Annotated in this window: 11 protein-coding genes; 6 read left to right on the forward strand and 5 right to left on the reverse strand. The window is 36.0% G+C overall.

What is annotated here, in order from left to right; genetic code table 11:
* Positions 1–185 precede the first annotated feature (185 nt).
* Entirely contained in the window at positions 186–1,604 is a 1,419-nt protein-coding gene (rlmD, locus tag HNS38_RS04415; RefSeq protein WP_172346046.1) for a 23S rRNA (uracil(1939)-C(5))-methyltransferase RlmD, read from the forward strand.
* Between the two features lie 192 nt (positions 1,605–1,796).
* On the opposite strand, the gene HNS38_RS04420 is transcribed toward rlmD, so the two are convergent.
* From HNS38_RS04420 to HNS38_RS04440, 5 genes are all read right to left on the reverse strand, one after another.
* Complete coding sequence (locus tag HNS38_RS04420) at positions 1,797–2,252, reverse strand: GNAT family N-acetyltransferase (protein WP_172346047.1); 456 nt, start codon at positions 2,250–2,252, stop codon at positions 1,797–1,799.
* Positions 2,253–2,287: 35 nt separating this feature from the next.
* Positions 2,288–2,626, reverse strand: a complete 339-nt coding sequence (locus HNS38_RS04425; protein ID WP_172346049.1) for a hypothetical protein — start codon at positions 2,624–2,626, stop codon at positions 2,288–2,290.
* Positions 2,627–2,682: 56 nt separating this feature from the next.
* Positions 2,683–3,462, reverse strand: coding sequence for a T9SS type A sorting domain-containing protein (locus HNS38_RS04430; protein WP_172346051.1), 780 nt, complete (start codon positions 3,460–3,462; stop codon positions 2,683–2,685).
* Between the two features lie 1,081 nt (positions 3,463–4,543).
* Entirely contained in the window at positions 4,544–7,492 is a 2,949-nt protein-coding gene (locus HNS38_RS04435) for a GH92 family glycosyl hydrolase (protein ID WP_172346053.1), read from the reverse strand.
* A 400-nt stretch (positions 7,493–7,892) separates the two neighbouring features.
* Positions 7,893–8,282 carry a hypothetical protein gene (locus HNS38_RS04440; RefSeq protein WP_172279428.1) on the reverse strand — a complete coding sequence of 130 codons (390 nt, stop codon included), beginning with the start codon at positions 8,280–8,282 and terminating at the stop codon, positions 7,893–7,895.
* A 97-nt stretch (positions 8,283–8,379) separates the two neighbouring features.
* Here HNS38_RS04440 and HNS38_RS04445 point away from each other — a divergent pair, with 97 nt between their 5' ends.
* The 5 genes from HNS38_RS04445 (at position 8,380) to HNS38_RS04465 (ending at position 12,842) form a co-directional block, all read left to right on the forward strand.
* Positions 8,380–9,894 (forward strand): PAS domain-containing sensor histidine kinase, encoded by a 1,515-nt coding sequence (locus HNS38_RS04445; protein ID WP_172279430.1) that lies wholly within the window; start codon positions 8,380–8,382, stop codon positions 9,892–9,894.
* Positions 9,895–10,152: 258 nt separating this feature from the next.
* On the forward strand, positions 10,153–10,383 hold the full coding sequence (locus tag HNS38_RS04450) for a ferredoxin family protein (protein ID WP_172279432.1): 231 nt from the start codon (positions 10,153–10,155) through the stop codon (positions 10,381–10,383).
* 24 nt (positions 10,384–10,407) lie between these two features.
* Complete coding sequence (locus HNS38_RS04455) at positions 10,408–11,493, forward strand: 3-methyl-2-oxobutanoate dehydrogenase subunit VorB (RefSeq protein WP_172279434.1); 1,086 nt, start codon at positions 10,408–10,410, stop codon at positions 11,491–11,493.
* Positions 11,494–11,496: 3 nt separating this feature from the next.
* The gene (locus HNS38_RS04460; protein WP_172279436.1) at positions 11,497–12,273 is read left to right on the forward strand and encodes a thiamine pyrophosphate-dependent enzyme; all 777 of its coding nucleotides are present in this window, start codon (positions 11,497–11,499) and stop codon (positions 12,271–12,273) included.
* A 23-nt stretch (positions 12,274–12,296) separates the two neighbouring features.
* Positions 12,297–12,842 carry a 2-oxoacid:acceptor oxidoreductase family protein gene (locus HNS38_RS04465; RefSeq protein WP_172279437.1) on the forward strand — a complete coding sequence of 182 codons (546 nt, stop codon included), beginning with the start codon at positions 12,297–12,299 and terminating at the stop codon, positions 12,840–12,842.
* Positions 12,843–12,896 lie beyond the last annotated feature (54 nt).

Below are 12,896 nucleotides of genomic sequence, written 5' to 3' on the forward strand. Positions count from 1 at the left end.
ACCCAGTACCCAGTACCCAGTACCCAGTACCCAGTACCCAGTACCCAGTACCCAGCACCCAGCACCCAGCACCCAGTACCCAGTACCCAGTACCCAGCACCCAGAAACCAAGTATTTAAGCAATAATAAATTTCTATTGTAATCAGTTCATTTCTTACTATTTTTGCGGCTTATTAAAATATACTATGGGAAGAAGAGGAAGAAGACGTCCGAATCCACAATTCGAGAATGTGGAGATATTGAAATTAGCAGCTGAAGGAAAATCATTGGCGAAAGTTGATGATAAAGCGCTTTTTGTACCATTTACAGTGCCCGGCGATGTGGTTGATGTACAAGTCACCAAGAACCGTAAAGCTTATATGGAAGGCAAAGCCATTCGATTCGAAAAGAAATCGGATATGCGAGTAGAGCCCAAGTGTGAGCATTTTGGAACCTGTGGAGGTTGTAAATGGCAAATGATTTCCTATGAGGAACAATTGAAATTAAAGCAACAGCAAGTACAAGATAATTTAGAGCGTTTAGGCGATTTCGATATGCCAGAAATGGAAGCCATTTTACCTAGTGAAAAGCAATACTTCTATCGCAATAAGATGGAATTTACTTTTTCCAATCGTATATGGCTCACCGAAGATTATTCCAAGGAAATGGATTTTTCTGAAATGAATATGAATGGAATCGGTTTTCACATGCCAGGTATGTTTGATAGAATCTTAGATTTAAAAAACTGTTACCTACAAGAGGAGCCTAGTAATGAAATCCGTCTGAGCGTCAGGAAATATGCGCTGGAAAATAAAATTGGCCACTACCATCAAAGAGATCAAAAAGGATATTTAAGGAATTTATATGTGCGTACTTCGAGTACTGGTGACCTGATGGTGATTTTAGTGGTAGGAGAGGACGAGCCAGAGATTCTAAAGGGAATTTTAACTCATATTGCAGATAGCTTTCCACAGATTACTTCGTTGATGTATGTGATCAATCAAAAGATGAATACCATCATTACCGATTTAACTATCCAGCTTTTCAAAGGCAATCCTTACTATATGGAAGAGATGGAGGGTGTGAAGTTTAAGGTAGGCCCCGTTTCATTTTATCAAACCAATAGCGAACAAGCCTATGAGATGTATAAAGTAGCACGAGATTATGCTGGTTTAACTGGAGAAGAACTGGTTTATGACCTTTATACCGGAACCGGAACCATTGCTAATTTTGTGGCTAAAAATGCTAAGAAAGTAGTGGGAGTGGAGTATGTTCCAGAAGCCATTGCTGATGCCAAAGTCAATTCAGAAATCAACGGAATTGAGAATACGGTATTCTATGCAGGTGATATGGCTGAGGTTTTAGATAGAGACTTTATTGAAGCTAATGGAAAGCCAGATGTGGTTATTACTGACCCACCAAGAGCTGGAATGCACGAAAAAGTGGTGATGCAATTGCTAAAAACAGCACCTCAGAAAATCGTGTATATCAGCTGTAATCCAGCTACTCAAGCACGCGATATTACTTTAATGAAAAACAAATATAAAGTCGTGAAAGTTCAACCCATCGATATGTTCCCACAAACTCATCATGTGGAGAATATTGTATTGCTAGAGCTGATTTAGGACTCAATTAAATAAAGAAAAAGCTTGTGAAACTATTTGTTTTCCAAGCTTTTTTTTGTTTCTGTTTTTTTACTAATAGTTAAAATACCAGTATAACTGAGAATTAATTTCGAGATAATTAGAATTTCAGCCTCCTCAAGCCGGCTAGAAGTTTTGGTTTCTCACCCTTTTCAAACTACCTAGAAAATCTAACTATGATGAGGTTTGTAAATCCTTTTTAAGATAAATCATATCAACAAGTTGAATGCCATCCTCAAAAATGGGAAGTTCGTAATTATCCGTAAAGAAATTCTTTATTCTATGTGAGATTTTAAAACCAGAGCCTTGGTAAAACGACATGATGGCAGGAGTTTCTCCAGTTCCAACAAGCATTGTTTTATAGTCTTTCTTGTAGTAATCACAAATGAAGTTTATCATTGCTTTACCGTATCCATTGCCTTGATATTTCTCGTAAGTAGCTATGTTTTTTAGTTCACAGTTTTTCTTATCAATTGGGACCACCACGCAAACACTTTTCAAATCATCCTCATATAAAGCAAATAAGTCACCATTAGGTAAATACTTGTCTATCATATTTTCCTGCTCGTCTGCCAATAGTAATAGGTCAAGGAACTGTTTCTTATTATCTTTGATTCTTTCTATTTTCATTGGATTTGTGGTTTTTAATTATGTATCCGAATGGACTAATCCCAAGCAGGGTTTGTAAATTCTGGGTCACTGTACCAATCATACTTAATCTCATTTTTCTTAAAAAGCAGACTTATCTTTTCGACAATTGCAAATATTTCTATTGGTGTAGGGAATACAGTTGCAAATTTAGCCTTTTTAATTTCAGAGTCAGCTAAAAATGACTCAAGTTTTTTTAGGTTCGTCTTCTCCTTATTAAGAAATACTTTGCCTTCCTTATTAACATACACTTCAATAGAAGTTGAATCAGACTTATCTAATGGTATTTGATTTTGCCCAAAACATATGCAGGCAAATATAGGTAAGATTATAAATGTTATAAGTAGTGTTTTCATGTTTCTCAGTTTAGCTTAGTATTTCTAGTATTCAATAGTTTTTACAAAAAACAGAGCTATTCTTTATTGATTTTTTCACTAGCGAATTTATTATCGTATTTATCATATATATTCAAGATGTAAATACCTTTATTAAATGCAGAGATATCAATATGATGACAGTCTGAGTTTATTCTACCGCTAACTTCCAATTGCCCTTTTAAATTGTATATTCTATATTTGGCATTTTCAATTCGATTAATGGCAAGTTGGATAGTTAAGATTTTACCTGTAGGATTTGGAAATACCATTAATTGAGGGCTAGATTCCTGTTGTTGAATCTTTACACTAGGTCCTTCTTCTGGACAGTCAATAATAGTAAAGTTTAATTGACCTGAATTATCAAGTACACCTCTCCAGCAATTACCATCTGGTGATTTCATTATAATTCCTTTCTCAATCTCACTAATAAATATATCACCTTTTGCAATTTCTAATCTTGTTCTTGGATGTCTTGTTGCAATACCAATATTACCATCACCTTGAATAAGTAATCCATTGTCTGTTACTTGGCCTGTATTGAAATTCTCACGACCTTCAATCCATAAAGATTTATCATCATTAAAAGTGATACTACTTCCACTTGTACCTGCTCCAAATCGCAAGAAATTCCCATCATTGGTTTCCGTTACGATTCGTGGTAGGGGCTTTTTTATATGAATATCAGCTTCAGGAGTATTGGTGCCAATTCCAAGATTCCCCTGATATATATAAACACCATCACTTAAAGTATCTATTTGACTATAAGAAAGAATGTTTGTTAAAATAAATAAAATAGAGAATAATTGCTTTTTCATGATTTAATTATTTAGGGTTTTAATAATCTGCTTGTTTTGGTCTTGTTTATGAACAATTGAAGATTAATAATTGTTTGTGTTTCTGTTTTATTTGAGAAGTGCTAATATAATTAAAAAAACATATGTCATTATTAGGTTTAGTGAACAATAATTGTTTTAATGAGAAATTAATATGCAATAGTCTTTCAAAAGAGAAAATAGTTAAGGCTGCCTTTATAAGATAAGAGGTAATGGTTGGCAGTGAATATTGTTTTCATGCAAGCTACTCTGGACAACCTAAACTATAGTTTGTTTCATGAGGCTGTTCAAAAAGCAAGGCTTTCGTAATTGCCACAAAGGGTTTTAAAGATGTCAATTAATCATCCGTGTAATCAGCGTTATCCGCGGATTTCTTTTTTTAAGTCTAATTCTCGGTGATTCTCATCCAAGTAATTCGCGAAAATTCGCGGACCAATTGTTTTTTTGCCTCTTATCTATTTACTTTTTTGAGAACCTCTGAGTCTTCTCTGTGGAACTCTGTGTAATAACTTAACCACAAAGGAAATCAAAGGTTTTTACAAAGTGCCACTAAGGGTTTTGAGCATGATTTAATCATCCGTGTCATCAGCGTAAATCCGTGGACTAAATATTTCTTAATTGGTAATTATTCTAATTTTGATGAACCCGCTTGTAAAAGCTATACCACGAAGAATCACAAAGGTTTTCACGAATTGCCACCAAGGGTTTTTAGCATGATTAATCATCCGTGTAATCAGCGAAAATTAGCGGACCTCTTGTTCTAATTAATTAGCGTAATTCGCGGACCTCTTTTTTTAAATCATTAATCAGCGTTAATTAGCGTTCCTCTTGTCTAATCTAATTAGCGAAAATTAGCGGACCTCTTTGTGAACCTCTGTGTAATAGCTTTACCACAAAGGAACCCAAAGGTATTCACAAAGTGCCACTAAGGGTTTTGAGCATGATTTAATCATCCGTGTCATCAGCGAAAATTAGCGTTCCTCTTGTCCTAATCTAATCAGCGAAAATTCGCGGACCTCTCTTTTCAAGCCTAATTAGCATAAGATTCGCGGACCTCTTAAGATTACTTCAATACAATCTCATCAGCAAACATCCAAGTATCCCCACCAGCACCCAAATGCCATGCTGGACAAGGACCTGCATTCTCTGCCACAATCTTTACATATTTCACGCGCTTCGACTTCATCTTAACCCTAAAATCATGAGTGATAGGAGACTTTTTCATATCGATATCATTATCTAAACTACCCACCAATTTCCAGTTCTCTTTATCATTAGAAATATAAAAACTCACCTTCTTTGGGAGGAAAATCCAAGAACCTTGATCCTGAATAAAGGTCATGGTGAGCTCACTGAGTCTTTTCTTTTTGGCAAAGGTCACGATGGCTTCTACAGGAGTATTATAGAATCCTTGCCAGGTTCCGGTTTTAAAATTATGATTTCCTCTGATATTGTCTATTAGGGCCAAATCGCCTCCTGCTGCATATAATGGACTATAGGCATAGGTGAGTTCTAAACTCTTACTGGCATCTATTTTATAGAATTTACTTTCTATACTGGCGCTTTCTCCCCATTTGGGATGAATAGACTTTATTTTAAAGGAAGTTGACCTATTAATAAGGAGTAGCTTGGTATAGAGCTTAGATTGCGCTGTTGGCTCACTGCCATCTGTGGTATAATAGGTTTTGGCATCCGCAACAGGATTCACCATTTCTATTTTCAAGTCGTCTTTAAAAGTCTGAGTCTCGCTGATGATGGTCGGAGGAGGGCATATCAATAAATCTGTGATTTCCATTTGAGGTCTGCTGCTCTCGTCTTGCCCGTAGGTCTCATTGGCTGCTGCGCCCATATTGAAGTTTAAGATTCCTCCATTGGCTATTTCTTCATGAGTGATATAGCTGCGTAGGAGAGGAGACGAGTTCATATTGGTAGATTGCACATAAATATTTTGCTTACTATAATTCTCCACCTTTATTTCAAACATAGTCCCATTGTCGAGTCTTAATTTCACCGATTCAAAAATAGGTGTACCTATTATATAGTCATTGCTTCCTGGTGTAACAGGATAGAAGCCCATAGAGCTTAAAACATACCATGCCGACATCTGACCACAATCTTCATTACCACTCAAACCATCGGGTTGATCGTGATATAATTCGTTCATGATTTGTGATAATACCTTTTGGGCTTTCCAAGGCTCTCCCGCAAAATTATATAAGTATGCCATGTGATGGCTGGGTTCGTTTCCGTGTGCATATTGTCCAATTAAACCTGTAATATCCGATTGGTGACGACCACTTAATTTCATTTCGGTGTTGAATAACTCGTCCAGTTTCTTACTGAAGTTTTTATCGCCACCATGAAGATCTATCAATCCATTCACATCCTGTGGAACAAACATACTATACTGCCAGCTATTGGCTTCGGTGAAATGGAAGTTTACTTCTGTTGGACTAAAAGGCTTTTGCCATTGCCCGTTTATTTTGGCGCGCATAAAACCAGTAGAAGCATCATACAAGTTCTTATAATATTGAGCTCTAACTATAAACTCCTCATAAATATCGTTTCTTCCTAAATCCTTTGCCATCATGGCGATACACCAATCATCGTAAGCGTATTCTAGGGTTTTAGAAACCGATTCACCTTCTTCGTCCGCTTTGATGTATCCATATTCTTGATAAGAATCCAATCCAAATATATTTTCCCTAGCCCCTTTTATCATGGCATCAAGAGCCTGATTGGCATCAAAATCACCAATTCCTTTGGCATAAGCATCATAGATCACCGGAACAGCATGATAGCCAATCATACAATTGGTTTCGCAAGCAGCTAATTCCCAGACAGGAAGCAAGCCATCCGCTTCATACATCAAGAGCATGCTCTTAATCATGTCGTTAACTCTTTCAGGATGCAAAAGCGTTAATAGGGGATGTTCGCCACGGAAAGTATCCCAAAGAGAAAATACAGTGTAAACAGTGTGATCTGCTGTGTGTACCTTTAAATCGTGACCTCTATATTGGCCATCCACATCCGACCAAGTATTGGGAGCTATTAAGGCATGATAAAGTGCCGTATAAAAGATAGTTTCGTCTTTTTCTTCCCCTTTTACTTCAATTCTGGCCAGTTCTTTTTCCCATTCTTTTTGAGATTCCTTCAAGGTTTTATTGAAGTCCCAATGAGGAATTTCGGCTGCTAGATTCTTTTTGGCTCCTTCTACACTAACAGCAGATAAGGCTACTTTAGCCAAGATTATTTCGCCATCCTCCGTATCAAAGTCGAACCACGCTTGAATGTCTTTTCCTTGGGCTTTTTTTAATCCTTTATTGATTTCTCCTTCTAGCTGAATGCCAAAATCTTTAAAGTCTTTATCGAATTCAATCACAAAATAACAATACTGATCATTGGCCCATGAAGCCGATCTTCTTAATCCAGAAATGGTATGATTGTCTTCTATATTAATAATGAGTTCGTGAATCTTTTCCGTTCTAACAGCTTCTTTTAAATCTAAAATAACATGAGAGGATTCTGATTTTGGAAAGGTGTATTGGTGGAAACCAGCACGACGAGTGGCGGTGAGTTGCACGTCTATCTGATAATCATCGAGCAAGACCTGATAAAATGCGGGCGCTGCTTTTTCATTATCATGAGAGAATTTAGAAATATAACCCTCCTCCGTATTTTCTTTAGTTCCAGGGCGTAGTTTTAAATCACCAACTGTAGGCATCAATCTGATATCGCCATAATCACCAACACCAGTTCCGCTCAAGTGGGTATGAGAGAATCCTAGTATTTGAGAATCAGAATAGTGATAGCCAGAGCAGCCATCCCAATCATCAATTCGGGTATCGGGGCTCAATTGCACCATACCAAAAGGAGTAGTAGCACCTGGGTAGGTGTGGCCATGGCCTCCAGTTCCAATAAATGGATCTACCTTATTTATCAGCGGATTATTGTTGGAACAGCCCAGCAAGAATAAACCAAGAATACCGAATAAGAAAATTTTAGTTCTCATAATATGTCTACTGTGTTTTAATGATAATGGTCCAATTCTATGTTCTATCCTAGTCCTAATGTATGTGTTCAGAATGATAATTTAATTTATCCAGTTGATGAATACACTGTTCAAGTTCCCTTCTAATTGGCTTATTTAAATTTAGGCTCAAATATATGTTTTTTTCGTTTTCATTTGTATAATATTGCCCTATCAAAAAATAAATATAAGTGGGTTTAATATCGATTGTTGCTGATGTGTTTTAGGGACTGTTAATTCTTTATATAGAAAGGGAAATTTAGGTTCTAAACAAAATATAGGGTAAGGTTGAAAAAAAGCTTCTAAGAAACAGAAACTAAAGATAAATCAAAGAGCCAGCTTATATAGGCATTCACAATTCACAAACCCGTAAGAACCTTTCTCACTCAAAGGCCTCTTTTAATTTGATAATCACCTGTTTCTCCTCAGTCACAATACCACCATAGGCTTGGGCTACTTTTAAAACGGAGTTTAAGCAGAAATCCTTTATCCAATCAGGGAATAATTTCTTGTTTTCTAGGTAATAAGCAAGGAATTTATCCAGTGCGATATCTGCAGGTATTTCAGCATGATAGCTATTTAGAAAACCGCTATCAGCGAGTAATTCATTAAAATGTAGAACTTCGTCATTTGGCACATCAGCTATGTTTTTAAGTTCATTTCTGGTAATTTTATGAAACTCTTCTATTTCTTCCATTTGAACGGTAGAATCGGAGATGGCGATTGCGTAAAGCAGGTTGCCAAAGGCAAGGTAAAAACTATTGGGTAGCATAGGTAAATTGTTTATAAGTTGGTTAGTGCTAATATACTAAATTCTTTTTTAGTATTCAATAATTTCGTTATTTTGAAGAATCGAAATGCAATTTACTATGAGATTATTTGGAAAAAAGAAAAAAACGGAGATTAATCAAGCAAACGGATACCTAAAACTCGATGATTTAAATGGAATATTTGGAATCATCGTTTTGGATACAGCATATGAAGTGGTGTCTGTAAATGATAAAATGTTAATTAGATTGAGTTTATCTTCCGATGAATTGATTGGTAAATCAATTAATACGCTATCTACTTCAATTATTGGGACTGAGTTTCACGATGGATTCTGGATTGAAACATTGGCTGCAAACTTTTTCAGCAATCAAGTTCAGGTTCTGAATAAAGAAAGTGGGTTAGTATCTTTCCAATTAAAAGTAGTGAAAAGCTCTGAAGGTTTTTTTACTCTTTTATTCGATGAAATACTAATCACTGAAAAGCATGAAGAAATTCCTGTTGCTCCAAATTTGAATAATGAATTATTTTTAGAACTCATTAAACAAACTCCAGATATTATATGTTTCAAAGATGGAGAGGGGAAGTGGTTATTGGCTAATGAGGCAGACTTGAAATTATTCCATCTTGAAAAGGTTAAATACTTTGGGAAAACTGATGCTGATTTAGCAAACGAAACCCATCCAATGTATAAAAGTGCATTTAGTACTTGTATGCAAACAGATAAGGAGTGTTGGGAGCAAAAGAAAATTTCCAGACGTGATGAAATCATCCCATTAACAAGTGGTGATGAAGCTATCTATGATGTCTTTAAGATACCTGTTTTTAATGAGGATGGAAGCCGAAAAAATCTGATAGTTTTAGGTCGAGATGTAACTGCTCGTAGACTCGCAGAAAAAGAACTCGTTAGCGCAAAATTACGAGCGGAAGAATCTGATAGATTGAAGTCTGCTTTCTTGGCTACTATGTCTCATGAGTTAAGGACTCCTCTAAATGCCGTTATTGGTTTTGCTAATCTCATCTTCGATGAGGAAGACCTTGTCGAAATTAGAGATTATTCAAGAATCATCAATAATAACTCTAATGTACTTCTTAATTTAATAGAAGATATTTTTGATATCTCATTAATTGAATCAGGACAAATGCAAGTCTTAAATGGGGAGTTTGATGTAGTGAAAGCTATTAATGAAGTATACGAAATATTCCCTGTGGAAATCAGCATGTTAGATAAGATGGATATTGACTTTAAATTAAATATACAAGCCGAAGGGATTCTGATAGATAGTGATGTTTTTAGGTTCAAACAAATACTTATGAATCTGGTTAGGAATGCACTTAAATTTACTGAAAAAGGCTTTATACATATTTCCTTCAAAGCGCTTGAAGATACCATTGAAATTGAAGTGAAGGATTCTGGAATAGGTATTTCTAAGGATAAATTAGAACAGATATTCGAAATATTTGAACAAGGAGAAACAGGCTATAATAGAAAATTTGGAGGTGCAGGTTTAGGACTTTCTATATCAAAAAAGCTCGCCATAATATTGGGAGGCGATATTCGTGTTACCTCAAATTCTGGGCTGGGTTCCACTTTCATTTTATCGCTTCCTAGATAAAAATAGAGCTCAATAAAATTATAATTTTAGATTTCAGTATTTTACCGATCTACTTGATAGTCTTTCCTCTATTTTTTTAGTAAAACCACAACTGTTTGTCTAACAGTACTTTATTTTGTTCGTAAACGCACATCTTGTGAAAATCAATTTATAATATTTCTAAATTAAGTCTAAGCATTTGTGAGGGCTTCTGCCGACTAATATTTCTCCTCTAAATTGATTAATTTCGCAGGAATTGAAATATTAAAATCTATAAAAATGGCGAAAGTAAAAGGTGCAATTGATGTGGATGTAGAAAGATGCAAAGGCTGCGGTGTTTGTGTTCCTGCTTGTCCAACAGATGTCATACTGTTAGCAAAAGAAGTAAATGGTAAGGGTTACAACTATGCATACATGGAAAATCCAGAAGCATGTATTGGTTGTGCGAATTGTGCTATTGTTTGTCCTGATGGAGTTATCTCTGTTTATAAGGTTAAAATAGCAAGTTAATAATAATATTAAAGACATATATATATGGCTGAAGTAAAATTAATGAAAGGTAATGAGGCTGTAGCTGAAGCCGCTATTCGTGCTGGTTGCGATGCCTATTTTGGATATCCCATCACTCCTCAGTCAGAAGTGATAGAATATTTAATGATGGAACGTCCTGAAGAGAGAACTGGAATGGTTTGTCTTCAGGCAGAAAGCGAAATTGCTGCCATCCATATGGTTTATGGTGCTGCAGGTGCTGGTAAAAAGGTGATGACATCATCTTCAAGCCCTGGGATTAGCCTTAAACTCGAAGGAATTTCATATATCGCTGGTGCCGAATTGCCAGCCGTTATTGTAAATGTAGTTAGAGGAGGACCAGGTTTAGGTACTATCCAGCCTTCTCAAGCTGATTATTTCCAAGCTACTAAAGGTGGTGGACATGGAGATTATAGAATGTTAGTTTTAGCTCCTGCTTCGGTTCAGGAAATGGCTGACTTTGTTGCTGATGCTTTTGAATTAGCTTTTAAATATCGTAATCCAATTTTGATTCTTTCTGATGGTGTAATTGGCCAGATGATGGAAAAAGTAATCATGCCAGAACAAACTCCTAGAATGACAGATGAGGAAATCAAGGATAAGTATGGTGACTGGGCTACTATTGGAAAGCCAGAGACTAGAGAAAGAAATATAATTACTTCTTTGGAATTAGATCCTTTCAAACAAGAAGCACATAACATTAAGCTTCAAGCAAAATATCAACAAATGTGCGAAAATGAAGTTCGCTATGAGATGATCAATTGTGAAGATGCTGAATATGTATTTGTTGCTTATGGTTCTAGCGCTCGTATTGCTCAAAAAGCAATGGAACAAGCAAGAGCTAAAGGTATTAAAGCTGGTATTTTTAGATTGATCACCCTTTATCCTTTCCCTATGAAGGAATTGAATAAATTAGCTGATCAAGTTAAAGGGTTCTTAGCTGTTGAAATGAGTGCTGGCCAAATGATAGAGGATGTTAAATTAGCTATTGAAGGCAAGGCTAAAGCTGAGCATTTTGGACGCTATGGTGGAATTATTCATTCTCCTGAAGAGATTTTAGAAGCTCTGGAGACACAAATTATTGGAGGATAAATCATGGATATTAAAGAAATAATGAAACCCGAAAACTTAGTTCATACAAAAACTAAGAACATGACTGACAAAGAGCTGAGCTATTGCCCAGGTTGTGGTCATGGTACTGCTCATATGATTACTATGGAAGTAGTTGAGGAAATGGGTATTACTGAAGAAACTATTGGTGTTGCTCCTGTTGGATGTTCTGTTTTGGCATACGAATTCATGAATATCGATATGACTCAAGCTGCTCATGGTAGAGCTCCAGCTGTTGCAACTGGTATCAAAAGAATATATCCTGAAAAATATGTATTCACCTATCAAGGTGATGGTGATTTAGCTGCTATTGGTGGTAATGAAACACTTCATGCTTGCAATAGAGGAGAGAATATTGTTATCATCTTTGTGAATAACGGTATTTACGGTATGACAGGTGGTCAGATGGCTCCCACTACTTTAAAAGGTATGAAGACTTCAACATCTCCTTATGGTCGTGAAATCGAAACTATGGGAAGTCCATTAAAAATGACTGAGCTTATCGCTCAACTTCCTGGAGTTAACTTTGTAACTCGTCAGGCTGTTCATACTCCTGCTGCTGTGCGTAAAGCTAAAAAAGCCATTAAAAAGGCTTTCGAGGTTCAGAAAGGTAAAAAGGGATTAGCATTTGTTGAAATCGTATCTAACTGTAATAGTGGATGGAAGATGACTCCAATCGATTCTAATAAATGGATGGTTGATAATATGTTCCCTTATTTCCCATTGGGAGATATTAAGGTGGACGGAAATTTTGTTAAATAATAATCAGCTAAAAACTAGAAATTATGACAGAAGAATTAATTATAGCTGGATTTGGTGGACAAGGTGTTCTTTCCATGGGTAAAATTTTAGCCTACAGTGGAATCATGCAAGATCAGGAAGTAAGTTGGATGCCAAGTTATGGTCCTGAAATGCGAGGAGGTACTGCTAATGTTACTGTAATCATCAGCGATGATAGAGTAAGTAGCCCTATCTTAACTCAATATGATACTGCTATTATTCTTAACCAGCAATCAATGGATAAATTTGAGGAGACTGTTAAACCAGGTGGTGTATTAATTTATGACCCTAATGGTATCCTTAAACACCCAACTAGAAAAGATATCACGATTTACAAGATTGAAGGAGCTAAAATAGCTGCTGAGATGGGTAATTCTAAGATTTTCAATATGGTAATATTAGGTGGTTACCTAACTGCTCGACCTATTGTTAAATTAGAAAATGTAATCCTTGGTCTTAAGAAATCTCTTCCAGAACGTTATCACAAATTGATTCCTCTGAATCAAGATGCGATTACACAAGGTATGAAAAGCATAGTCGAAGTGCAATAAGCGACTATAACCAAATGAAAAGTGAGCCGTTACATTTTATGTAGCGGCTTTTTT

This window comes from Lentimicrobium sp. L6 (assembly GCF_013166655.1).
GTDB lineage: Bacteria > Bacteroidota > Bacteroidia > Bacteroidales > UBA12170 > UBA12170.

What these genes read in the sequence shown, in the direction of transcription:
- HNS38_RS04460 (WP_172279436.1), top strand. Translation starts at nt 11,497, where the DNA reads ATGGATATTAAAGAAATAATGAAACCCGAAAACTTAGTTCATACAAAA.
- HNS38_RS04450 (WP_172279432.1), top strand. Translation starts at nt 10,153, where the DNA reads ATGGCGAAAGTAAAAGGTGCAATTGATGTGGATGTAGAAAGATGCAAA.
- HNS38_RS04455 (WP_172279434.1), top strand. Translation starts at nt 10,408, where the DNA reads ATGGCTGAAGTAAAATTAATGAAAGGTAATGAGGCTGTAGCTGAAGCC.
- HNS38_RS04425 (WP_172346049.1), bottom strand. Translation starts at nt 2,626, where the DNA reads ATGAAAACACTACTTATAACATTTATAATCTTACCTATATTTGCCTGC.
- HNS38_RS04420 (WP_172346047.1), bottom strand. Translation starts at nt 2,252, where the DNA reads ATGAAAATAGAAAGAATCAAAGATAATAAGAAACAGTTCCTTGACCTA.
- rlmD (WP_172346046.1), top strand. Translation starts at nt 186, where the DNA reads ATGGGAAGAAGAGGAAGAAGACGTCCGAATCCACAATTCGAGAATGTG.
- HNS38_RS04440 (WP_172279428.1), bottom strand. Translation starts at nt 8,282, where the DNA reads ATGCTACCCAATAGTTTTTACCTTGCCTTTGGCAACCTGCTTTACGCA.
- HNS38_RS04465 (WP_172279437.1), top strand. Translation starts at nt 12,297, where the DNA reads ATGACAGAAGAATTAATTATAGCTGGATTTGGTGGACAAGGTGTTCTT.
- HNS38_RS04430 (WP_172346051.1), bottom strand. Translation starts at nt 3,462, where the DNA reads ATGAAAAAGCAATTATTCTCTATTTTATTTATTTTAACAAACATTCTT.
- HNS38_RS04445 (WP_172279430.1), top strand. Translation starts at nt 8,380, where the DNA reads ATGAGATTATTTGGAAAAAAGAAAAAAACGGAGATTAATCAAGCAAAC.
- HNS38_RS04435 (WP_172346053.1), bottom strand. Translation starts at nt 7,492, where the DNA reads ATGAGAACTAAAATTTTCTTATTCGGTATTCTTGGTTTATTCTTGCTG.